Annotated in this window: 26 protein-coding genes; 16 read left to right on the top strand and 10 right to left on the bottom strand. The window is 44.3% G+C overall.

Features of this window, described 5'->3' with window-relative positions; all coding sequences use genetic code 11:
• Window positions 1-8: 8 nt before the first annotated feature.
• Together ACKTT2_RS50390 and ACKTT2_RS50385 are read right to left on the bottom strand one after the other, a co-directional pair.
• Window positions 9-266, bottom strand: a complete 258-nt coding sequence (locus ACKTT2_RS50390; RefSeq protein ID WP_500691438.1) for an EamA family transporter — start codon at window positions 264-266, stop codon at window positions 9-11.
• Window positions 267-316: 50 nt separating this feature from the next.
• On the bottom strand, window positions 317-544 hold the full coding sequence (locus tag ACKTT2_RS50385; protein ID WP_407900658.1) for a hypothetical protein: 228 nt from the start codon (window positions 542-544) through the stop codon (window positions 317-319).
• Between the two features lie 575 nt (window positions 545-1119).
• Here ACKTT2_RS50385 and ACKTT2_RS50380 point away from each other — a divergent pair.
• The 5 genes from ACKTT2_RS50380 to ACKTT2_RS50360 all read left to right on the top strand — a co-directional run bounded on the left by ACKTT2_RS50380 (window position 1120) and on the right by ACKTT2_RS50360 (window position 4259).
• Window positions 1120-1776: a class I SAM-dependent methyltransferase family protein gene (locus ACKTT2_RS50380; protein WP_407900657.1), complete on the top strand. Its 657-nt coding sequence runs from the start codon at window positions 1120-1122 to the stop codon at window positions 1774-1776.
• A gap of 294 nt (window positions 1777-2070) precedes the next feature.
• A complete protein-coding gene (locus ACKTT2_RS50375) occupies window positions 2071-2850 on the top strand; it encodes a class II aldolase/adducin family protein (protein WP_407900656.1) in 780 nt (259 codons plus the stop codon).
• A gap of 303 nt (window positions 2851-3153) precedes the next feature.
• Window positions 3154-3282: a hypothetical protein gene (locus ACKTT2_RS50370; RefSeq protein ID WP_407900655.1), complete on the top strand. Its 129-nt coding sequence runs from the start codon at window positions 3154-3156 to the stop codon at window positions 3280-3282.
• Window positions 3283-3303: 21 nt separating this feature from the next.
• Window positions 3304-3747, top strand: a complete 444-nt coding sequence (locus tag ACKTT2_RS50365) for a protein tyrosine phosphatase family protein (protein WP_407900654.1) — start codon at window positions 3304-3306, stop codon at window positions 3745-3747.
• A gap of 2 nt (window positions 3748-3749) precedes the next feature.
• A complete protein-coding gene (locus tag ACKTT2_RS50360) occupies window positions 3750-4259 on the top strand; it encodes a sterol desaturase family protein (protein ID WP_407900653.1) in 510 nt (169 codons plus the stop codon).
• A 95-nt stretch (window positions 4260-4354) separates the two neighbouring features.
• Here the strand turns inward: ACKTT2_RS50360 and ACKTT2_RS50355 are convergent, their stop codons facing one another.
• Complete coding sequence (locus tag ACKTT2_RS50355) at window positions 4355-5245, bottom strand: alpha/beta hydrolase (protein WP_407900652.1); 891 nt, start codon at window positions 5243-5245, stop codon at window positions 4355-4357.
• A gap of 237 nt (window positions 5246-5482) precedes the next feature.
• On the opposite strand from ACKTT2_RS50355, the gene ACKTT2_RS50350 reads away from it, so the two are divergent.
• Window positions 5483-5620, top strand: a complete 138-nt coding sequence (locus ACKTT2_RS50350) for a hypothetical protein (protein ID WP_407900651.1) — start codon at window positions 5483-5485, stop codon at window positions 5618-5620.
• A gap of 38 nt (window positions 5621-5658) precedes the next feature.
• Window positions 5659-6843 carry an LLM class flavin-dependent oxidoreductase gene (locus ACKTT2_RS50345; protein ID WP_407900650.1) on the top strand — a complete coding sequence of 395 codons (1185 nt, stop codon included), beginning with the start codon at window positions 5659-5661 and terminating at the stop codon, window positions 6841-6843.
• A gap of 107 nt (window positions 6844-6950) precedes the next feature.
• On the opposite strand, the gene ACKTT2_RS50340 is transcribed toward ACKTT2_RS50345, so the two are convergent.
• Entirely contained in the window at window positions 6951-7343 is a 393-nt protein-coding gene (locus ACKTT2_RS50340; RefSeq protein WP_407900649.1) for a VOC family protein, read from the bottom strand.
• A 111-nt stretch (window positions 7344-7454) separates the two neighbouring features.
• On the opposite strand from ACKTT2_RS50340, the gene ACKTT2_RS50335 reads away from it, so the two are divergent.
• Window positions 7455-7661, top strand: a complete 207-nt coding sequence (locus tag ACKTT2_RS50335; protein WP_407900648.1) for a hypothetical protein — start codon at window positions 7455-7457, stop codon at window positions 7659-7661.
• 26 nt (window positions 7662-7687) lie between these two features.
• Here ACKTT2_RS50335 and ACKTT2_RS50330 read toward each other — a convergent pair whose 3' ends face one another.
• Window positions 7688-10009: an FAD/NAD(P)-binding protein gene (locus ACKTT2_RS50330; protein WP_407900647.1), complete on the bottom strand. Its 2322-nt coding sequence runs from the start codon at window positions 10007-10009 to the stop codon at window positions 7688-7690.
• 631 nt (window positions 10010-10640) lie between these two features.
• Between ACKTT2_RS50330 and ACKTT2_RS50325 the strand changes: the two genes are divergently transcribed.
• From ACKTT2_RS50325 to groL, 3 genes are all read left to right on the top strand, one after another.
• Entirely contained in the window at window positions 10641-11519 is an 879-nt protein-coding gene (locus tag ACKTT2_RS50325; RefSeq protein WP_407900646.1) for a CmcJ/NvfI family oxidoreductase, read from the top strand.
• 231 nt (window positions 11520-11750) lie between these two features.
• On the top strand, window positions 11751-12062 hold the full coding sequence (groES, locus tag ACKTT2_RS50320) for a co-chaperone GroES (RefSeq protein ID WP_407900645.1): 312 nt from the start codon (window positions 11751-11753) through the stop codon (window positions 12060-12062).
• Window positions 12063-12152: 90 nt separating this feature from the next.
• Complete coding sequence (gene groL, locus ACKTT2_RS50315) at window positions 12153-13793, top strand: chaperonin GroEL (protein WP_407900644.1); 1641 nt, start codon at window positions 12153-12155, stop codon at window positions 13791-13793.
• Window positions 13794-14050: 257 nt separating this feature from the next.
• Here the strand turns inward: groL and ACKTT2_RS50310 are convergent, their stop codons facing one another.
• The 5 genes from ACKTT2_RS50310 to ACKTT2_RS50290 form a co-directional block, all read right to left on the bottom strand.
• Complete coding sequence (locus ACKTT2_RS50310; RefSeq protein WP_407900643.1) at window positions 14051-14254, bottom strand: hypothetical protein; 204 nt, start codon at window positions 14252-14254, stop codon at window positions 14051-14053.
• 215 nt (window positions 14255-14469) lie between these two features.
• A complete protein-coding gene (locus tag ACKTT2_RS50305; protein WP_407900642.1) occupies window positions 14470-15423 on the bottom strand; it encodes a DMT family transporter in 954 nt (317 codons plus the stop codon).
• Window positions 15424-15516: 93 nt separating this feature from the next.
• The gene (locus ACKTT2_RS50300) at window positions 15517-16128 is read right to left on the bottom strand and encodes an SDR family oxidoreductase (RefSeq protein ID WP_407900813.1); all 612 of its coding nucleotides are present in this window, start codon (window positions 16126-16128) and stop codon (window positions 15517-15519) included.
• 50 nt (window positions 16129-16178) lie between these two features.
• Entirely contained in the window at window positions 16179-16319 is a 141-nt protein-coding gene (locus ACKTT2_RS50295) for an SDR family NAD(P)-dependent oxidoreductase (protein WP_407900641.1), read from the bottom strand.
• Between the two features lie 267 nt (window positions 16320-16586).
• Complete coding sequence (locus ACKTT2_RS50290) at window positions 16587-17486, bottom strand: NAD(P)-dependent oxidoreductase (protein ID WP_407900640.1); 900 nt, start codon at window positions 17484-17486, stop codon at window positions 16587-16589.
• Window positions 17487-17984: 498 nt separating this feature from the next.
• Between ACKTT2_RS50290 and ACKTT2_RS50285 the strand changes: the two genes are divergently transcribed.
• The 5 genes from ACKTT2_RS50285 to ACKTT2_RS50265 all read left to right on the top strand — a co-directional run.
• Window positions 17985-19397 (top strand): amidase, encoded by a 1413-nt coding sequence (locus ACKTT2_RS50285; protein ID WP_407900639.1) that lies wholly within the window; start codon window positions 17985-17987, stop codon window positions 19395-19397.
• Between the two features lie 355 nt (window positions 19398-19752).
• Window positions 19753-21192, top strand: coding sequence for an NAD(P)-binding domain-containing protein (locus ACKTT2_RS50280; RefSeq protein ID WP_407900638.1), 1440 nt, complete (start codon window positions 19753-19755; stop codon window positions 21190-21192).
• A gap of 21 nt (window positions 21193-21213) precedes the next feature.
• Window positions 21214-21882, top strand: coding sequence for a carboxylesterase family protein (locus tag ACKTT2_RS50275; protein ID WP_407900637.1), 669 nt, complete (start codon window positions 21214-21216; stop codon window positions 21880-21882).
• Window positions 21883-21934: 52 nt separating this feature from the next.
• Complete coding sequence (locus ACKTT2_RS50270) at window positions 21935-22555, top strand: GDSL-type esterase/lipase family protein (RefSeq protein ID WP_407900636.1); 621 nt, start codon at window positions 21935-21937, stop codon at window positions 22553-22555.
• 190 nt (window positions 22556-22745) lie between these two features.
• On the top strand, window positions 22746-23518 hold a 773-nt coding region (locus ACKTT2_RS50265; protein ID WP_407900635.1), incomplete at its 3' end, for an aldo/keto reductase.

The following is a 23518-nucleotide window of genomic DNA, read 5'->3' as shown; positions in this document are numbered from 1 at the left end:
AATAGTTTTTATTGTAATCTCAAAAGCCTTCCGTCAATGGCGGCTAATCCTGTAAAAATGAGTGCCATACCTGCAAAAGTATTCCAATCCAACCTTTCACCGAGGACAAAGACACCGAGTAAGAGCGCAGTAATTGGAATCAAAAAGCTTACCAATGAGACGTTAGTCGTACCTGCAACAGCAAGTATGCGGAAATAAATTAAGTTGGCGCTCGCGCTACCAAATAGACCTAGTAGGCAGCAAAGTGAAGCGCTCCGCGAGTTTATTCGTTCTCTTAAAAAGAAGCTGAAGGCATCCTAAAGGATGCGATCGGTTTTCATCCCCGACCTAAAGGTACGGGGTTTTCACCTGTATTTATTATAAAAAAGTAAGAACCACCCCATAATAAAGACAGAATGAACAGAAGCATCCATTCTCTAACCGCTCGTAAATGTCTACCCAAACCTACCCACAAGTGAACAGATCTGGACAAACACGGAGAAATAGCGGTCAATTTCTCCTCCCCTGAAGGATTTACACCTTCACTCACTGACGGGGCTTTCATTTCCATCCTTGTGCTTGAGCTTGGGTTATCTCTTGAAGACCTGTGTCAACCAAAGCGTCGCCAGTAGAACCTGTTAGATTGGGTGAATGTCAACAATACCAATGCTTACATTAGTATTGCTCTAAAACCTTGACTTGTATGCAAAGACGTGTTTACGAGTATTTGGTTTGACCCAAAATTTGCAAAGCCTTTCTCGCTAGTCTTGGTTAAGAACTCATCATAAATTAATCGCCCTCTGAAAGTCAACTTTTCATCCATTAATAAATCTTAAAATTTGTTCAGAATCTAGTTGGACTCTGATGTTAATTGAAGTCAACGAACCTTCTCAAAAAGGCGAGTATTGGGTAAATGTGGGTAGTAATTAAGTGACAGTTACCAGCCCTCATAGTTGAGTTCTTGACAGATTGGGTTTTCATTTAGTATTGCCAGCAGACTTGATTTTGGATGAGTCTTTATGATACTGTTTATCCAGCCTAAACTACTATTAGTCGATAAATTTATCGTATTTTGCTTGATTGACAGCGTGCTTGTCACTCTACGTTGCTACAGTTTGCAAGAAATGGGAATCACCCTTTATGCCAAAAGACTGGTTAGAATGGCACGATCTCTATAATACTGAACCAAAGCTGCAACAGCGCTTAGAAATCGTGCGGGAATACATATCCTACAGCTTGGATGCATCTCCACCAGGAAGAATCCGTGTAGTTAGTGTTTGCGCTGGTGATGGACGGGATTTGCTAGGAACCCTAGCCAATCATCCTCGCGCCCAAGATGTCTATGCAAGACTCGTTGAGCTAAACCCGAATTTAGTTGAACGTGGAAAAACAACTATAGAATCATTGGGTCTGGCAAAGCAAATAGAATTTATCAATGATGATGCGACGATCTCTGCTAACTATGTAGGAGCAGTACCAGCAGACGTTGCGATCGTATGTGGTGTCTTCGGCAATCTTGCTGATGAAGCCGAACTCCAACGCTTGCTAGACAATTTGAGATTTCTCAGCAAACAAGGTACTTTTGTTATCTGGACTCGCGGACACTCTAACGGTATTCCCTATTCCGATGACGTGCGGCAATTTTTGCAAGCATTTGAATTTGAAGAAGTGAAGTTCAAACTTACCGCCACAGGAGATATGGGCGTAGGTATTCATCGTTACCTTGGTGAAAATTTACCTGCACCCAAAGAGCAACAATTATTCGTATTTTCTGGCATTCCCAATAAAGCGAGGTAATACGATCGGATAAGCTTGCGTCAGGCTCTTTTACCAGACGGACTACAGGGTAGAATGAATGCCAGTATCCGCTTTATGATTTGGGGTCTGCTTCGGTGTGGGGGCATTGTTGGGGGGAAGACTGGGTGACACCATCGGGTTACGAGCTTCACTTTGGGTAGGAGCACTAGGCACCAGTGTAGCATTTTTGTAGGTATTTTTCTCGCCAGTACGTGTTTTGTATGAACCACCTGTTCCTGAGGTATTGAGTACTTACACATCTACACAATCTTTTATTGATAGGAGTTAAGAATTATGGTACAAACTTCTTTCGTCCGCAATGGTAGTCTTGTTAAGCCACCAACCTTCACTTCTGTGGAAGCAGAGCGTCGCCATCGCCAAGAACGTTTAGCAGCTGCTTTAAGAGTTTTTGCTCGCTTCGGTTTTGTCCAAGGGCTAGCAGGACATATTACAGCCCGCGATCCCGAACTCACTGACCATTTTTGGGTCAACCCCTTTGGAGTTCATTTCAGTCGCATTCGTGTTTCAGACTTGATCTTGGTCAATCCTCAAGGTGACGTTGTTCGAGGTGATGGTCTACTGAATCAAGCAGCTTTTGCTATTCACTCACAAATCCACGAAGCCCGTCCAGATATCATCGCTGCGGCTCATGCTCATTCTTTTTATGGGAAAACTTGGTCATCACTAGGTCGATTGCTTGACCCCATTACCCAAGATTCTGCTGCCTTTTATCAAGATCATGCTTTATTTGATGATTTTAAAGGCATTGTGTTGGAAACAAGTGAAGGAAAACGCATTGCTCAAGCACTAGGCGATCGCAAAGCTGCAATCCTCCGCAATCATGGACTGTTAACCGTAGGACACAGTGTAGACGAAGCCGCTTGGTGGTTCATCCGTCTAGAAGATGCAGCTCAATCCCAATTGTTAGCAGAAGCTGTAGATAAACCCATTCCCATCGACCACGATATTGCCCTAGGGATTCAAAAACGTAATGGTTCTCACGAAGCAGGTTGGCGTGGATTTCAGTATTTGTGGGATGAAATTACTCACGCTCAACCAGATTTGTTGAATTGATGGAGATTGAGGAATACCATGCGTGGATTTTAGATTTTGGATTGATATCATGTCCGGTTAAACAATTGTGATTTACCTCACGCAAAGGCGAGGCAGCGCGTTGCTCTGGTTACCACCAGTTGTAGCGCCTGCCGTCGCAAAGACGCGAAGAAGTTTGCTGAGGTTTTATGATGACTAATTTGCCGGACATAATATGAGAAAGTTGTCCTTAGACTTCATCTCAACCAATCTATCTATCCCATTCTTTTTTCAATTTGGTATAAAAATTTTGCCTAACCATCATCTATACAGACAATCTGAACGATGAGCCTCAACCACCGCCCTGGTTCAATTGCCGATTGGCATCGCTTTGCGGCTCCAACAGACTTTGCCCTCAGCCCCCTTTCCCAAGCATTAAAGCAGCCTGTATTGCTGGGTTCTTTATTAGTGTAAATTAGTTAGAGAAAGTTTGTTATGACAGACATCAAAAAAGTAAGCGAACAGTTTAGTGCAGGCGGACAAATTACCCCTGAAGAATTGGAACAGGCAGCAAAAGAAGGGTTCAAATCTATAGTAAACCTGCGTTCTCCTCAAGAAACTGGCTTTCAAGCTGACGAACAGGAACAGGCACTAGCCGCAGGACTTGATTATACCAACATTCCATTAAATCCTTCCGAACCAAATCAGGAATTGGTAGATAAAGCAATTCGAGAAATTGAGAATTTACCCAAACCAATTTTAATTCACTGTGCTGCCGGAGCTAGGGCAAGTGCTGTTGCTTTAATTGCTACTTCAATTCAAGACGGTTTGACACCAGAGGAAATTACTGCTAAAGCTAAAGAAATTAATCTGAAATTAGATCAACCTCACCTAAAACAATTCTTAGAGCAACAAACTAAGAATAAGGCAGAGGAGTAAAAATGTTTAAGGCTTTAGCTTTGGCTTGGCTGTTACTGTTTTTTGGGGACTTTCTTTCTACCTTCTGCTACCACGTACCCGAACATGTTTTTGGTAGTCTCCACCTAAAAACACACCACTCTGCAAAGAAAGAATTCCGTCACTACGCTATTGTGATGTTCAATTACCAGATTCTTTTAGATGGTTTTCTAGGTGCTTTACCGTATATACTGGTAGCATTAGTTTTATGGTCTTTTTCTCCCGTCGGCGTAGTCTTTGGAATGCTTTTTGGTCAGTTTCATGTCTGGTGGAGACATACCAGCGTCATCAGTTGGCAAACTCCGAAGTCAGTGAATTTTTTGTGTCAGATTCTGTTCATCACAACTCCCGAGCAACATTGGCTTCACCATCAAAAAACTAACGTAAGCTTTGGCGATATTTTTACATTCTTTGACCAACCTGCTAAAGTTTGGTTGTGCTGGCTACGCTTTCTTAGACTGCACCTGCGTTCCTCACTGATTCAGCCTGAGTAGTAATTCTTTTTTGAAGATTGCATTGACAAATCTTAATCTCCCCCATTACCGCCGTAGGTAGTGGGGGAGATTAAGATTTGTGGAGTTTGGTTTCTTTATCCGAGCATATATTCATCTGACACTGCTCGCCGTCTGAAAGGGAGTAAAGTTCTTCCTTTGATATGTCGAGCCAGCCAATCTTCCAAGTCAGCTAACATTTCCTGATAATCGAGATCCCGATGAAGGGCATGACGGCTTTGAGGATATTCGTAACGCTCTTTGTCTGGGAAGCTAATCTTTTCAAAGAAGACACGACTGCCTTCAGGAAGAGCTACTCGATCGGCTCCACCATGAAGAATCAAGATTGGTACAAGTAAATCATCTGCATGGGATTGAATCCAAGCGATCGCGGCTAAAAACTCTGTCGCCAGACGTGCACTCCCCCAAGAATGCATGAGTCGATCTTGAGTGAAAGTCGCTAGCACGTTCTGATCCCTTGAAACTGTAGCGCCAGCAAAACCAGTATTGAGTGCGAAGCGTGGCATCACTTGTGAGAGTGTGCGCCCCAAGCTCAACTTGACGGGTGAAACGCCAACCCTTCCCAAGGGTGGAGCCATTGTAATCACACCCTGTACTACGGTTGGAAAACGTAGTACATAGTCTAAAACGATCGCTCCCCCCAGACTGTGACCTAAGAGAAAGCGTGGGTATCCTGGATGTTGTACCTCAATCAATTTAAAGAAGGCTTTGAGATCTTCTCGAAACTCAGACCAAGTATTGATATGTCCTCGCTGACCTTGTGAGCGTCCATGTCCACGCAAATCCAACCCATAGACAGCATATCCAGATCCGACGAGATGCTCAACTACGTTGCTAAACAAACCACTATGACTTCCTAATCCATGTATAATCAGTACTATTGCACAAGGATTACCGAGTGGATGCCAGCTTTGGTAATAGAGGTTCAGTCCTCTAAATCCTTTGAGGCTCCCTAAGCGATGTTCCATTATTAAAATCTCTGCTTACAATTATTGCTTTTGGCATTATTGAATCACAGATGCTTTAACATTGCTGGTAAAGTTGATTACTAAAGCTTGAAAGTTTAATTTTGGTAAGATTTTTTATGATAGTGTGTATATGTTGTAAAATCCAATTAGTCAATCGATTTAGCGTATTTTAATAAACCTACAGCGTACTTGTCGTTCTGCAAAGCCACAATTTGCAAGAAATGGGAATTACCCCTTATGTCAAAAGATTGGTTGAAATGGCACGATCTTGCCCTAGGGATTCAAAAACGTAACGGGACTCACGAAGCAGGTTGGCGTGGATTTCAGTATTTGTGGGATGAAATTACTCGCGACCAACCAGATTTATTAGATTGAAGAATTTTACGTAACTACTGAAATATACAATTTGAGCAATGACCCTTAGCCATTACCCTGGTTCGATTGTCGGTTGCGATCGCTTTGCATCTCCAATAGACTTTGAGCTTAGTCCTCTCTCCCAAGCCCTAAAGCAGCCTGTATTGCTAGGGTTATTTCTGCCAATCCAAGCAGGTGGTTGGAGTGCCTCCACATTACCACGCACTACAGATTGGAGCTTTGAGTACAATAAAGCTCTTGTGCTGCACGCCGAGGCACTGGGCTTTGACTTAGTGTTTGCACTGTCACAATGGCTACCCAAAGGTGGTTATGGTGGTGTGTTCAACGGTCAAGCGTTAGACTCATTTATGACTACAGCTGCCCTAACGAGTCTGACGTATAAAATTCTACTCATCTCCACTATCCATGTGTTATATGGACCAATTCATCCATTACACTTTGCCAAGTATGGTGCAACGCTAGACCATATATCAGGAGGTCGCTGGGGTATTAACGTAGTAACTGGGCATCGTGCTGTTGAACACGAGATGTTTGGTTGGGAACGCATTGAGCACGACCATCGTTATGAACTTGCAGCCGAGTTCATCGAAGTAGTACAACGCCTGTGGGGTGATGACGAAAACTTTTCATTTGAGGGCAAGTCTTCGTGGAAACTCCACAACGCCTTTGTTACACCTAAGCCGAAATACGGTCGTCCAGTCTTAGTCAATGCCACAGGATCGGACGCCGGTATCTCCTTCGCCGCACGCTATTCTGACATCGTGTTCATCACTAGCCCAGGAGGCTCGGACTTTGCCAGTGCCATTAAATTACTGCCCGCACATACTGAAAGAGTTAAACAAGCAGCACGGGATATTGGACGCGAAGTACGAACACTCCTTAACCCCATGGTAATCAGCCACGAAACTGAACGCGAAACTTGGGCTTACTATGATGCTATAGTCGCCCACGCCGACTCAGATGCGCCTTTGGGTTTTAGTAGATTTGACAGCGACGCTCACGCTTGGAAGGGTCGCCGGGGTATTGATGCACCAAAACGTCGAGCTATTGGTGGTAACATTGAGGTTATTGGTACGCCCGAACAGGTTGTCGAACAGTTTTTACAACTGAAAAAGGCAGGTGTTGACGGCTTGCAATTGAGCTTTTTTGACTTTAAGAAAGACCTAGAATTTTTTGGCGATCGCATTTTACCGCTCATGAAACAAGCGGGTCTTCGGTTATAAGATACTCATAAGTTAATATGTCCAACCATATAAAACGCGACAATTTTTTAGGTTTGGGTATATCAACAGCAATTTTAGCTGCTTGCAGTAAATTTGTTAACACCATATTAAATACACTTGGGTGTAGATTTAATTGATTGCTCTGCTATTTCTATGCGATTTCCAGCAGGATCGCGTAGAAAGAAGCGATTTAGCCCCGGTACTGGAAAGCGATCGCCAATTATTTCCACTCCATGTTTTTGTAAGTGTTGTTTGAATGCTTTTAAATCCTGTACTAAGTAGCAAATGTGTCGCCGAGAAGTTGCGTTATCTGGGTTTTTCTCTATACTAAGGTGAACCTGAATATCTCCCAGAACATACCAAGCACCCCCATTAGCCTTAATTGCCTCAGGTTTGTCTATTTCAGTAAGTCCCAAAACTTTGCTGTAGAAAAATAGCATTGCATCTTCTACTTCAGGCGAATATGTCACTTGAATATGAGCGATCGCATCCAACCACATATGTACATCCTCCTATTTTTCGGTATAAATTCAATTTTTATTTAACTTGTGAAATTAAACCCATATCTAAGTATATGGGATGTAGAATCTTTTTCATTTGAGATTTGAATTATGAGTTATAGACACTTTGCGATGAGAAAAGGTATTATGGGAATGCTCTGGTATAGATTTAACACCATTAAAGAAAGAGAAGTTTTGCATAACGTTGTGCGATCGCAGACTGACAACAGTGGTAAAACACATTTACAAGGAATTGAAATTATGTCAATTCTGCTTGAGGAAAATATTTTAGATGTTAATCCGGGTGTGTTGGGTTAACTATGTTTGACAAGTATCCTGGAGAGCTAAATGTACATAGCAAAGTAGTCCTCATAGATTTCAGTATTGGTCGATAGTGTCAGTTCTACTTTTTCACGATCTGCATCCGCCGAACTCTTACCATTGCTCAGACTCGCTTCTGGCATGAAATCGCCACAGTATTCATTGGCGGGTACGGCTTCGTTCATCTTTTTGGGATAGCTCAAACCTAGATGGCTCATGATTGTGATAAATTGATCGCGGCTACGACCAGCAAATCGGGGATTGAGGCGTTTTTCTTCGCCAATCGTGGAAACGGTGCGCCCTTTGTAGTCATGGGCGGGATAAACTAGGGTTTCCTCTGGGAGAGTAAATAACTGTTGCGTCACCGTATCGTACAGAATGCCCGCATCTCCTGATTGGAAGTCTGTACGTCCACAGCCCCGAATTAATAAGGCATCCCCTGTTAATAGATGAGTGTTGTTGACTAAATAAGCCAGATGGCTATCGGTGTGCCCTGGTGTGGAGATCGCCTCAATACGTACCGTCCCCACAATTAAGGTTTCGCGATCGACAAGGGAGCGATCTGCAGACCGAGCAGTACTATTTAGGGGCACCATTACCTGACAACCCGTTTGCTGTCTCAGTTTACCTGCCCCGGTGATATGATCGGCATGGATGTGAGTTTCCAAACAGTAGCGCAGGGTCAACCCCAAGTCATCCAGCGCTTGTAAATCACGGTTAACCTGCTCCAATACTGTATCAACCAGCACCGCTTCTTTCGTTTGACTGTCCGCAATCAGATAGGTGTAGGTGCTCGATTCCGGGTCAAAGAATTGGCGAAACAACAGCGTTGACTGGGGGATGGTTGGTCGAGGAGCGTTGCTGTCTTGTTTAATGGCGCGAGAAAAGGGTGAAACGGGACGTACCCGCACTGGGAGTGACTGCAACAAAGTTACCGCTAGTGCCTGTGCCTGCTCGCGCAGTTCTGGGACGGCGATCGTTTCAAACAAATTGCCTTTGCGCGGCGTACCCAAGGTATAGAGTAGGGTTGAACGGTTGTTTTGAGCATCGAATACGACACCATCAGCAGCAGTATCCAACCCCAAGCCAATGTCGTTGGGGCGGATCAACCCCTGGTCACGTAAATTGGCAATCAGGGGTTGGGGTGAGCGACGATAATCTGCGTGTACCCCGGTGCAATTCACCACACGGCTAACCTGCAAGATCCAATTTGTTGTCGTTTGGCGTCGGCGAACTGTCACTGCTACCCCGTCAGATGCCGTTTGATAGTCCTGAATGCGTCCGGAGGTAATAGTTAGTTGCCCTGAATCCAGCATTGCCTGGATAACCTTGCCAATTTCGGGGGCAATTCGATGCCGATGTACATCCCAATAGGGGGTGACATGGCGCAAAAAACGCTGCTGCTCCACGCGGAGCAGTTGTTGCCAGAGTTGCTGGGTGATGGGACGCAGGGAATCAATTACCGCTCGCCAATCGTACCCCTGCTCCATTGCCGTCTGCACTTCAGTGCGAATGCGCCGCAGCAAGCCCCGAGTCGTTTTAGGTGCGGTGTCTGGGGTTAGGAAGGCGGGGTAGGGTTTTGTTGATTGATGCGGCAGCGGAAACAAGCCCCGGCGAGACACGGCATCAATTTTGCCCCGATGGTTGCGCTCGTGGAGTGCCACTACCATATCCACCATAGTCAGTCCAGTGCCAATCAGCAATACAGGCGCATCCGGCTCAAGCTCTGCTAACGCATCGGCTGACCAGGCATGGCGTAGGTAGGAGTTGTTGGTGCGATCGTTCTGCTGTGATGCTATAGGTTGAGACACTGGGGGAGGAGTGGGCGCATTTCCTACTGCCAGCACAATTTTATCTGCCACGAAAGTACGGCTGCTCCGCAAGGAGACGATTACTTGTTTGGCTTGTGGCTCTACTGCTACCACTTCATCGATGACGCGCTCCAGCCGAACGTTACTCGAAGCCGTGGCTTCAGCTTCCTCCAGAATGGATTGGATATAAAGCCCGTAGATCTGACGGGGAATGAAGCTGCTGGCGTTCAAGTCATTGGGTAGGAATGCTGCCAACTCGCTGCGGTTATACTGCAGCCAGCGCAGCAGATGACCGGGATCGTCGGGAAAGGCACTCATCTTGCCTGCGGATACATTGAGCAAATGGCTGGTGGTGTCGGTGCTGTAGGCAACTCCCTTGCCAATTTCGTGACTGCGCTCAATCAGCTCGATCAGCAGGGGTCTGTTGGCAGTTTTTAACAGGTGAGCCGCTACTAAAGAACCACTAAAGCCTGCGCCGACGATCGCGATCGTGGTGGTTGAAGGATGTGCTATCAGGACATTAGAATCAATCACGGTGCTTAATATAGTGTATGGCAACAAATGTTCGAGTAGCAGACTTTTGCTACTAACAAAATCCTATATGACATCTCCTCAGCCACTAATGCTTTAATTAAACGCTTGTGGTAAAAATAATTTAGTTTATTATACTACATATTTATCAGGTTTTGTGTGTATGATTCAACCTGTAACACCCAACCACCAGACCTCGATCGCAAGCAGCGGTTGAACAGTAAGCCCTTCTGACAAATACCAACACTTGTTAACCTGCATATTCCTGTTTATCGATAATATTATCGTACTTTTATTGAGCGTATAACTCTTCTGGAAAGAAAAGTCTTTCTGTAAATAAATTTATAGAGAGCTTGACGCAATTCTGGGAATACCTTTGACATCTTAACTTAGGTTCTTCCGTAATTTTGGTATGCCTGTTAAGACAGAGTAAGAGAGTCAATTAAGTATAAAAATAGACAAATAAAAAAGCATTTATTTGGTTTTAGTATCTTTTTTACCAACTTAGTTGTTACCAATAAAATTCTTTTTTTACTTGTTAAGTAGGTAGATTAAACTATAGTTTTAAAAGACTTGATAAACAGCAAAAATACTTTCAAAATATTGATTGATAACAATTAAATCCTCCTATTGTATGGGTGTTTACTCAATACTAATTCTTGCGGGAATTTTCTTGCTAGCTAGCATTATTAGCGTTATTGCTGGTAGCACTTCCCTCATTACCGTACCAGTCATGCTTGAGTTTGGAGTTGAGCCGTGTATCGCCATTGCAACTAATATGCTGGCATTAACCTTAATGAGTATTGGTGGAACACTACCTTTTCTTGGTAAAAACGCGATCGATACTAGACGGTTACCATTGCTGATATTCTTGACTCTTATCGGGTCAATTTTGGGTGCATTACTTATTCTTGTTATCCCATCAAAATCAATGCCACTTATTATTTCTATCTCTACGATCGCAGTCGCTGTATTTTCAATTACTAACCGTAATGCAGGACTAGTTCCAGTAGAAGGAATACCTTCACCAATAACTGAAATTGCTGGTTATACAGCTACTTTTATACTTGGTATCTATGGTGGTTTTTTCAGTGGAGGTTACGTAACTCTACTTACAGCAGTCTATGTAATGCTATTTCGGATGACTTTTGTTGAAGCAATAGCAACTACTAAACTGATTAATATTTGGCGAGCGATCGCACCAATTCAAGAGTCACCATTAGCAGTGTGCGATGCCCAAAGTATTGCACCAAAAGACCTTGTGGCTAGAGATCTTTTGTACCCTAATTACGCTGGTGAAACCTACTCAATCACCTATAACCCATCACACAATTGGTTCTACTTCCCCCAAATGCAACCAGACGAAGCGCTATTTATTAAGTGCTTTGACTCTGCAGAGGATGGAAGGGCGAGGTTTGCTGCTCATACGGGATTTGACGACCCCACAAGCCCTCCAGATGCTCCGCTACGTCAGAGTGTTGAATTACGGACGATAGTTTTCTATCCTGATTAGCTTTTCTACAAAGCATTGGAGAAGATTTTACTGAAAATGTGGCAGTTGCCAACAGCAACTGCTAGTTCTTTTTCTAAACCGCTTGATTTTTACATAACTATATGACATCATACTTGATATGATAAAGTTCAGTATCCCGATGAACTTACTGGATTTTTAGCCTCAACTACCAGCAACCTTTAAATTTGCTTGCTGTTAATCACCTTATTTTGTGAGTTTGGAGGATTGTGTATGCCATCCATAACGTTGAGCGTATCCACTGTTAAGCCTCTAGGCGATCGAGTTTTCATTAAGGTTAGTGAGTCCGAAGAGAAAACGACAGGCGGTATTCTTCTGCCTGATAGTGCCAAAGAAAAGCCTCAAGTGGGTGAAATTGTTGCAGTGGGTCCTGGCAAGCTGAATGATAATGGCACTCGTCAGGCAATTGATATTGCAGTTGGGGATAAAGTTCTCTACTCCAAGTATGCTGGTACCGACATCAAGCTTGGTACGGAAGAATATGTCCTGTTATCCGAGAAGGACATTCTTGCGATAGTTTCATAGTCATTGGGGATTGGGGATTGGGAATTGGTCACTGGTCACTGGTCACTGGTCACTGGTCACTGATACAACAACAAAGGACAAAGAACAAATATGGCAAAGCGCATCATTTACAACGAAAATGCTCGTCGTGCATTGGAAAAAGGAATTGATATTCTAGCTGAGGCAGTAGCTGTTACCCTCGGTCCTAAAGGTCGTAACGTTGTTTTGGAGAAGAAATTTGGCGCTCCTCAAATTGTCAATGATGGAGTCACCATCGCCAAAGAAATTGAACTGGAAGATCACGTTGAAAACACTGGTGTATCCTTAATCCGTCAAGCTGCTTCCAAAACTAATGATGCAGCAGGAGATGGTACCACAACTGCAACCGTTTTGGCTCACGCTATTGTTAAAGAAGGATTGCGGAACGTTGCTGCTGGTGCAAACGCCATTCAACTCAAGCGTGGTATCGATAAAGCCACAGGTTTTTTAGTGGACAAGATCAAAGAACACGCTCGTCCCGTCGAAGACTCTAAAGCGATCGCTCAAGTTGCTGCCATTTCTGCTGGAAACGATGAAGTTGTGGGTGCTCTAATTGCAGAAGCATTAGATAAGGTTGGTCGTGAAGGAGTAATTTCTCTAGAAGAAGGTAAGTCAGTCACCACCGAATTAGAAGTCACAGAAGGGTTGAACTTCGACAAGGGATATATTTCTCCCTATTTTGCAACGGATACCGAGCGGTTAGAAGCAGTGCTAGACGAACCTTTCCTGTTGTTAACCGATAAGAAAATTGCTTTAGTTCAAGATTTAGTACCCATTCTCGAGCAAGTAGCGCGTCAAGGCAAACCCTTGGTAATTATTGCCGAAGACATTGAAAAAGAAGCTTTGGCAACTTTGGTTGTTAACCGCTTACGTGGTGTGTTGAATGTAGCTGCTGTGAAAGCACCTGGATTTGGGGATCGCCGTAAGGCTATCTTGGAGGACATTGCCATTCTTACAGGGGGACAGTTAATTACAGAAGATGCTGGTTTGAAGTTGGATGCTACCAAGCTCGATCAACTCGGTAAAGCTCGCCGAATCACCATTACCAAAGATAGCACCACCCTTGTTGCTGAAGGTAACGAGCAAGCTGTAAAGGCGCGGGTGGAGCAAATCCGTCGGCAAATTGAAGAAACCGAATCTTCTTATGATAAGGAGAAACTGCAAGAACGTTTGGCAAAGCTAGCAGGCGGGGTTGCGGTCGTTAAGGTGGGTGCTGCCACTGAAACTGAACTCAAAGACCGCAAACTCCGCCTAGAAGATGCGATTAATGCTACTAAAGCTGCTGTTGAAGAAGGTATTGTTCCTGGTGGTGGTACGACGCTGGCACATCTGGCTCCTGGATTAGAAGACTGGGCAAAGTCTACCCTAGTGGGTGAAGAATTGACGGGGGCATTGATTGTGTCTCGAGCATTGGCTGCTCCCTTGAAGCGGATTGCAGAGAATGCGGGTCAAAACGGTGCAGTCGTTGCGGAGCGAGTCAAAGAGAAGGACTTCAATGTAGGCTACGACGCAACAACTGGCGAGTTTGTGGATTTGTTTGAAGCAGGGATTGTTGACCCCGCGAAGGTGACCCGTTCGGCTGTGCAGAATGCAGCGTCAATTGCAGGCATGGTGTTGACCACCGAAGCAATTGTAGTTGACAAGCCAGAACCGAAGGATGCTGTTCCTACCGCACCTGGTGCTGGTGGCTTGGGTGGCGATTTTGATTACTAATTTTTATATCAAGCAGTAACGGTTAAAATTTTCTCCTCTTCGTTAAATCTCTAGAGGCGGTTTGCTCCAAATGTTGCGATACGGCTTTAGCCGTTAAGCTTCGCTTATCGCCTCTTTTTTCTTGTGAATTAACCTTTTTCTTCTCAATACATGAAAATGTTATGGAACCCCAGATGAACGCGGACGAACGCAGATAAATTTTTAGCTCATTTAAGTGAGAACCTCTGTATCATTAATTTTAATTTTTATTTGATAGGTCACGATTCTAATTCTCGCTTATATTCTTCCCAACTAATACTAGTATCATTTTTAACGTCATTAATAGCTTGAATATCTTCTTCATCTTCAGCCTTACGAATATTTAACAGTTCTATGACATCTTCTAAAGTGTCTTCATAAGCCTGTTCTAATTTTTCGGAGATTGCTTTTAGCAACGCTTGTCTTTTAGTTATGGTTTCCATTTTTATATTCTTAATCAATTTAATACCTTAATTAACTTCTAAAACCTCTTCTATTAGCTAATTGAATGTTCATTCAGTGAAATCGTAGCATAACTGTTTGGAAGCAGCAAACGGGTGGACATATTAGTCATCTAACTAACTATTGCTAGTAACTACGGTAAAAGTTTTCTCCTCTTCGCTAAATCTTTAGAGGCGATAAGCGAAGCTTATCGCCTCTATTTTCTCTTGTGAATCAACTTTTCTCTACTCAGTAACGCAATCCCTAATGTGACTATAACAATCCCTACACTCTGAATCACGTTTAAAGTTTCGCTAATCGTTGCCCATGCAACCAGAGCCGTTAATGCTGGGCTGCTAGAGCCGATAATAGAAGCAGTATTTGCGCCGCTCTTGCGAATTCCTAAATTGTATAGAGAGTGCCCGATAAAGCTCGTCAAACCCGAAAAAAGACTGCCAACCCACATAGGTGTCCAGTCAAGTTGGGTAGTGCTAGGTGGAAACAACAATAAACTAATACCAGAGAGCAGCAAAGTTAAGGCAAAACTAATCCACGTAAAGGGAACGGGATGGAATTTTTCTAGACATTTTTGGGCGATGACGTTGTAGAAGGCGTAAACTATCCCAGACACAACACTAGCACAAATGCCAATCGTAATGGTATTACTACTGTAGCTAGTAGAAGAATGGGGAATAATCAGAACACCGCCCCCCAGAATAATACTCATCACTAGCCAACGGAAGAGTGTAGGGCGATCGCCAAAAAACTTCCACGACAGTAGTGCTGTGAAGACAGGATAGGTGAAGAAGAGCGCAATTGCAATGCCAGTAGGAATCAAGCCAATTGCAATGTAGAGTAAAGCAATATACACAAACATGAGAATTCCACAGCTAGAGGCTTGGAGCATAACGTCCAAGCGTTCTCGCTTGAACAAACTTAGGAATTCTTGAAGAGCAGATGGATAGAGTTTGAATGCTACAGAAGCCATAAGTGGAACTACCAGTAGCATTCGCATAAACATCAGCAAAAATGAATTCTGAAAATCTGGTTTAACGTATCCACCAAGTAAAAATAAACTCAGTATGAGATGTTCTGAAAATAAAACTCGGACAGCAACGTTATGCAATGACAAGAACAAGGAGGATAAAAGAACGATCGAGATGCCCAACAAGGTTAAAAGTTCCTTTAGTAGCGACTCTTGTGCTTTACCATAACCATGTCCTGCTCCACAAGAGTATTATCCGATATTAAAAACTACCGCACTTTAAACCCCTGGAGTGTGTCCACCATCAACAAGAATCTCAGCACCTGTAATAGAAGCAGCAAGGTCAGACACTAAAAACAGTGTTAATGCAGCGATTTCTTCTGGTTGGGCGATTCTTTTGAGAGGAATTCCTTGTAAAGTTTCTGCTTTTGCTTGCTCAACTGTAATCCCACGAGCTTGAGCGTTTTGTTCTGCCAAGCGTTCAGCCCGTTCGGTAGCGGTCGCTCCGGGCGAAATAGCATTAATCCGAATGTTATACTCAGCTAACTCTTTAGAAATTCCCCGCGTGAAGTTCAGCAAAGCAGCGTTAGTTGTGCCACCAGGAAGGAAGCCAGGACGGGGTGTCCGACCTGCACCGCCAATAATATTGACAATTCGTCCATCTCGCCGATTTTTTTGATGGGGAACAACAGCTTTTACTAGGCGAATGTAACCCAATAATTTTAGGTTCCAAGCGTCTAGAAATACATCATCGCTTAGTTCCAGAAAAGACCCTGCACGAGCTGACCCTGCATTATTGACTAAGATATCAATTTGTCCAAACTGTTCCAGTGTAGTTGAGACAACTTTATCAACACTTTCTACTTGTGTCAGATCGGCTGCGATCGCAATGACTTTCGCTCCTGGTGTGGGTAGGGACTGAATAGCACTGACTGCATTCTCTAATCGTTCTGGGGGTTACGAGCAGCAATGGTCACATTCACACCTTCACTATACAGGGCTTTGGCAATGGCTAAACCAATACCCGCACTACCACCTGTAACAATTGCTGTTTTACCTGATAGATGTAGTTCCAAGCTCATGAGATTAATTCCTCGATTTGGTGGTCTAACTATTTACTGTCTGTAACAAATAATTTACTAGTGGTTCGCCACGTAAGTTTTCATGGGTGGAACGGATTTTTTCTCTCTAGTCTCTCTCGTTCCCAGGTAGAACCTGGGAATGCGGACAGCGAGGCAGAGCCTCGCCATAGAGGAGGCGGAGCCTCCCGTAAGGCATTCCTAGGCGGAGCCACCGGATCGAGGTGATACAAACTTTCGACAGATCCTCAAAATTAATGTGGTGCAGCACTAGTTCTTCTGATTTGTAACTCTTAAAGTTTCTTGAGAAAGAGTTGTAATAACCTCTGCGATCGGACGCTCGCGATCGCGTTCTTCTGGTGTTTCTTTGCCCAAAGACGTTTCTTTGACTAGGCGATAAACATCAGCTGCTCCTTGGAAAATTCGCTCTGTTAACTCTAACGCTTCAAAGGTTTCTGCTATTTCTTCCATTTCCCCGATCCACCGATGTGCTTTTGGCGTCATAGATGGAATAGAGCGGGAGAGTATTTTTGCTAGTTCTGGTTGACTGCTCAATACTTCGTCCCAGAGTTGTCGATCTAAACCAAGGCGATGAGCTGCAATGAGTAATTCTGTGCCAATTGCTGTCAGTCCTTTTGTCAAGGCTGCATAGCACATCTTCAAACCAGAAGCATTACCAATTTCGTTGCCAATCTCCCGTATATCTAATCCATAATCCCGTAGTTGTTGGAGTTCAACTGCCTGTTTTCCTGATGCATAGATGCGGGTGCGATTGGGTACTCGTGGAGGCGGTCCAATGATTGATGCATCAACAAATTGTCCACCTTTGGATTCGATAATATGGGCAATACTTTTTACTTTTTGGGGTGATATGGCGTTACAGTCAACGTATAAAATGCTTTTACCTGTACTGCCTATTACCTCAGCCACTCGTTCTGCTGCTTCAGTCGCGGCGGCGGGTACTAAAACTGATAGCACTACATCTGATTCTATCACCAGTTGTTTAAGGGAACCGACATCCTGGACGTTAGCTGCTGCTGCTAATTGTCGAGTGCGATCGCTCCGTTCATCCAAAGCAGCAATTGTCTTTAATCCATGTTGATGGAGTACAGCTGCTATTGCCTGCCCCATGTCACCCGGACTTAAAATACCAACAGTTTGAATTTGCATGGAAAGCTTGATTCCAAAATGCTACTCAAAGAGTACTAACATACTTCGTTAGACCCAACTCCCTGTACTGATTGTTCAGCATAAGCTCAAAGCTTGAGTTACGAAACAAAGTACGGTAATCTAATAAATATACTGTATTTTATTTAATTAAGAACTTACCACAAATCCATTTTAAGAAGCAAGAAACTGAACTGAATGTCTCAAAAAGGAGGGTTCTATCTAGTTAAGATGCATATTTACATACCTTTACATAGTTGTTTTCCCACCTACTGAGCTTTAATCAATAACTTGCTTTGAAAACGAGAATCAGATTAGTTAATGGAAAAGATGTATCACATATGTTGACCATCTATGCACCGATTGTCCGCGAAACAGCAATTTCCTTTGAGCTAGAACCACCTAGCTCAGTGGGATGAAGTATTAACAAGTGGGCTTGTACTGCTGCAAGTTTGATTCCGTATAGAATTTCGCAAGTTCTTGTTTACAAAACCCTAAAATATGTCAGAAATTGCCGATTTTTCTGCTTCTCAACTTTTATCCCTCTATCGAGATCGCCAGTTGTCACCAGTAGAGGCAACAAAAGCTGCTCTGGAACGGATTGATACTTACAATACCTCAGTTAATGCTTTTGCGATCGTAGATGAAAAGACTGCTCTTGCTGAAGCCCATGCCTCAGAAGTCCGTTGGCTAAATAAAAATCCACTTGGCTTGATGGATGGGATACCCTTTACTGCCAAAGACTTACTGTTAACTAAAGGTTTACCAACGCGCCGAGGAAGTAAAGCGATTATCGTCAGTCAACCTTGGGAAGAAGATGCACCTGCAGTGGCTCGTTTGCGCGAACAGGGAGCCGTATTACTTGGAAAAACTACAACCTCGGAATTTGGTTGGAAAGGTGTCACAGATAGTCCTCTCACTGGTATCACTCGCAATCCTTGGAATACAGAACTGACACCCGGAGGTAGTAGTGGTGGGGCGGCTGTGGCTGCTGCATTAGGGATGGGAACAGTCCATCTCGCTACAGATGGCGGCGGATCGTCAAGAACACCAGCAGCGTTAACAGGGGTGTTTGGTTTCAAACCAACTTTTGGATATGTGGCTGGTTACCCATCAGCTCATACAGGTACTTTGTTTCATATTGGCCTTCTTGTTCGCACTGTTACTGATGCAGCAGTTACATTAAATGTCATTGCTCGTCCTGATGTACGCGATTGGTATGCTTTACCAGATAATCGACAAGATTATACTGTTGATTTAGATCGGGGTGTAGCAGGATTGCGAATTGCTTACAGTCCCAATTTTGGATATGCTGATGTCGAGCCAGAAGTAGCCGCCTTAGTGAAAGCAGCAATAGATGTTTTCGCTAAACTTGGTGCTGTTATTGAAGAAGTCAATCCAGGTTTTGCTAATCCCCGTAGTATTTTCCAAACCTTGTGGTGGGCGGGTGCAGCCAAGTTACTTCGTGGTTTTAGCCCAGAACAACAAGCTGCGATTGAAGAAGACTTGCGGGGTATAGCCAAAGAAGGCGATCGCATTACTTTATCAGAATATCTCAACGCCCAAGATGCTCGCGAAGCTTTAGGAAGACATCTGCAACGCTTTCACGAAAATTACGATCTACTGATAACGCCTACTTTACCTGTAGTTGCCTTTCCTGTCGGACAAAATAGACCCCAAGCATATATTGACAAGCCACAACGAGATTGGTCGCCGTTTGCATATCTTTTTAATCTTACACAACAACCAGCTGCCTCTGTACCTTGTGGCTTCACTAAAAACGGCTTACCTGTGGGTATACAAATTGTCTCTGCTAAATACAGAGATTTACTAGTATTACAAGCAGCTAGAGCATACGAAACCGTTTTTCCGTTCATCATGCCTTCAGAATTAAACACAAATCTTGTCCAGTAATCTCAACCGAAAATGATTGACAGTAAAAAATTTTCAAATAAATACTCCATCTTGCGTGTGGTACGGGCGTCCCCGCCCGTACATTCCAAAAGTGGGCTAAAAGTCCACACCACAAGAGATATTCAGAAGCCCCTAAGACCTATCTAGCAAGCATCTCACACAATCATCTCAGCCATCAAAAATAGTTTGTAATATTTAATGTTTGATAAACGAATAATTCGTGTATCATATAATTATGTTTCGCAGTACGTGCAATACAGATTTTTGTACGTAGCTAGGCAGAAATAAACCAAATTACATTACAAAATGTAAATCTGCCTGAAATTCTTACCAATGACGAATCACAAAGAGCAACATGACAGCAACGACTGACATTGATTTTAATGCTCGTGAGGCACTACGCCTACTCGGTTCCGATCCAGAAAACTGGATACCTGACCGTCCAGGGATAGACCACAACGTCACAATAGTAGGTGGTAGTGGCAGTGGCAGCACATTTGCATTTGCGCTACGGCGTGCTGGCATTGGTCGCGTGACGATAATTGATGCTGCTGAGGACGAGACCCATGCAGGCGTGTGGCTCACGCGAGCGCGGATGAAAAAGCTACGCACGCCAAAGAACTTACCTGGTCATGAACTGGGCATCCCAGAACTATCCTTCCAAGCCTGGTATGAGGCACGACATGGTGCTGAGGCATATGCAGCCATCGATCGCATTCCACGAGTGACATGGGCTGAGTACCTCAGCTGGTATCGGCAGTTCCTCGGCATTTCAGTTCGATACCAGACGAAGTTGGTGCGGGTGGAGCCAGCCGAAGGTTTTTTTCGCCTCCACCTTGAGGTAAACGGTGTCCCGCAGGTGGAAACTACACGTAAGATTATCTTCGCCAATGGTGTCGCTGGGACTGGTGGTCCATACATACCGCCTGTACTCGCTGACTTACCGCGCACGCTCTACGCTCACACCGCTAATGCCATTGACTTCGACGCATTACAAGGTAAGACTGTGGCAGTGATAGGTGCTGCAGCTTCAGCTTTTGATGCAGCAGGGGTGGCGCTGGAATCAGGAGCAAAAGCAGTACACTTATTTGCACGTCGCTCGGAGATTGCATCACTGCCAGTAATTCGAGTACGAGGTTACCCTGGTGCTTATTACAACTATCCACAACTGCCAGATGCAGCTCGTTGGTTTCAAGCTTGGCGCTTTCGTCAAGTAGGCTCCACACCACCACCTGATGCAATTGAGCGAGCGAGCGCGTTTTCTAATTTCCACTTGCATCTGTCTGCACCTTGGAAAAAAGCACAGGAAAAGAGCGGTCGTATCGTCGCTCAAGTAAACGATGATGTTTTCGAGTTTGATTTTGCGATCGCTGGTACTGGTTACTTTGTTGACCCAACAAAACGTCCCGAACTAGCCGACTTTGCTCATCATATTGCCCTCTGGCGCGATCGCTACGAGCCACCGGCTGACCAACGCAACGACGATCTGGGAACCCATCCCTACCTCGGCAGCGCCCACGAATACCTAGAGAAAGTACCTGGCAGTGAGCCCTACCTCAAAGACATCCACGTGTTTAACCCAGCTGGCTTCGTGAGCTTCGGTCTGCCTATCGGTGACGTACCCAGCATCCGACGTGACGTGCCAGCAATAGTAGCACGCATCAGCCATGACTTGTTCTTCGCTGACTGGGAGCAGCACGAGGCACGCATTACCAGCGACAATGTTGCACCGGACTTTCAGGACTCACTATATGCCAAAGCAGTGTGGAAACAGCCAGCCCATGCAGTTAGCTAGTAAACTTTAGGAGTAAAGAATATGCCAGTGGAAAAACGCTCTCAAGACAATAGCAATGGTTCATTGCCTTATCTTTTCTCGCCTGTTGCTGACAATGCCAGTAAACCCTCGCCCCTTGTACTTTTTCTACACGGAGCGAGAGATCGCGGTAACGATTTAGATGTGCTGCTGAAATGGGGTCTACCTCGTTTTGTAGATATTTCCAGCCCATTACCTTATGTTTTTGCAGCCCCCCAACTTCCTGAAGGACAGACTTGGGTGGAGCGAGATTCAGATGTTATTGCTTTGCTTGACGATCTCATCGCCGGACATCCCATCGATCCATATCGTGTAATCTTGTCTGGATTCAGCTTGGGTACGGCTGGTGCTTGGCATATTGCCGCTTCCAATCCCGGACGATTTGCTGGTTTAGTCGCAGTATCAGGTCGTGTACCCAAGACATTAGACGAAACTCAACTGACTGCACTCAAGGAAATTCCCATTCAAATATTCCAAGGTGGAAAAGACGAAAAACTACCGATTGAGGACACAGAGTCTATTGTCGCTACTTTGCGCGGACTAGGGGGAAAAGTAGATTTTACCGTACTGCCTGATGGGGATCATTTTATTGCCGATGAAGTGTACAGCGATCCGAAGTTGCAACAGTGGCTAGTTTCACAGAACCGTCGCAACACTGCCCTAGTTGTCTGATACATCATATAATCAAGTTGAATTATGCCCACTGACTTAACCTGCGATCGCAATGTCAGATTCTCGCAAAGAAATCAGAATTTGTTTTATTGGTGAATCGTTTGTCAATGGCACAGGCGATCCAGAGTTTCTGGGCTGGACAGGTAGAGTGTGTCGCAATACTGAATCTAAAGGATACGCAATCACTCACTACAACTTGGGGGTACGAGCAGAGACGAGTCGGTATCTCAAACAACGTTGGCACTCAGAAGTTTCCTATCGACTCCCACCAGAACATGATGGTCGAGTAGTGTTTTCCTTTGGGGTAAATGATTCAGGATGGGCGGGGAAAAAGCAAGGCATCGAACTTTCAGAGTCGATCGCAAATGCTCGTAATATCCTGACTCAAGCAAAGCAACTCTATCCTATCTTGATGGTTGGACCACCACCGTGTGGTGATGCCAATCAAGAAAAAAGAAATCAAATTATTGCAAATCTGTCGCGGGAATTTGCATTAGTTTGTAATGAATTAAATGTTCCATATCTTGATGTGTTTTCCAGTTTGGTGAAGTCATCGATCTGGCTAACAGAAGCGAAAGCTAATGACGGTGCTCATCCAAAAGCAGACGGTTATGCAGAATTTGCCGCGATGGTACAAACTTGGGAGGGTTGGTTAAATTGGTTCACACCTTAAAAATAGAACCGTAGCACATTTTCAATTTCCTACACATCCTTGTAGAGACGCGATGTAGAGACGCGATTAATCGCGTCTCTACATCAATGGGAATTTTGAAATTCATATCTTGATTCAGCAACGCCCTTTTTTATGTACTGCACTCAACTGAAAACCTCTATATTTAGAAATTTCAATCAACAACATCATCATGACGTTACCAACTACAAATCTCGGTAAAACAGGATTGACTGTTTCACGCCTTACTCTTGGCACCATGACCTTTGGATTGCAGAGTGACGAAGAAACTTCTAGGGTCATCCTTGATACAGCCGCCGATGCTGGTATTAACTTTCTGGATACAGCTGATGTTTATCCCCTTGGCGGTGGAATTGACACTGTAGGACGCACCGAAGAAATCATTGGACGCTGGCTCAAAGGCAAGCGCGAACATTTTATACTAGCGACTAAGGCTGTAGGTAAGGTTGGTCCTGCACCTTGGGATCGGGGTGCTTCGCGCAAGCATCTTTTAGATGCGATCGATGCTTCTCTCAGACGATTGCAAACTGATTATGTGGATCTGTATCAATTGCACTCTGATGATGCCTCAACCCCTTTGGATGAGACTTTAGAGGCTCTAGACACCATAGTTCGTTCTGGTAAAGCACGCTATATTGGAGTCTCTAACTTCTTAGCTTACCGACTCAGCCGCGCTTTAGGTCGTGCTGATGTTCGGAATCTAACTCGCTTTGTCTCGATACAGCCTCGCTACAATCTATTGTTTCGCGAAATTGAGCGAGAACTCTTGCCCCTCGCGCAAGAAGAAGGGCTGGGTGTAATTCCTTACAATCCGTTAGCGGGAGGTTTACTTACTGGCAAACACAATCTTGCTCAAGGTCCCACTACAGGAACTCGTTTCACTTTAGGTGCTGCTGCTGAACGTTATCAAGAACGCTATTGGCACGATCGCGAGTTCAATACTGT

Source organism: Scytonema hankhaensis NUACC26 (assembly GCF_045865695.1).
In the GTDB taxonomy this organism is placed as follows: Bacteria; Cyanobacteriota; Cyanobacteriia; order Cyanobacteriales; family Nostocaceae; genus Scytonema.
The sequence above is the reverse complement of the archived record's forward strand: the minus strand, read 5'-3'. Positions and strand labels throughout refer to the sequence as shown.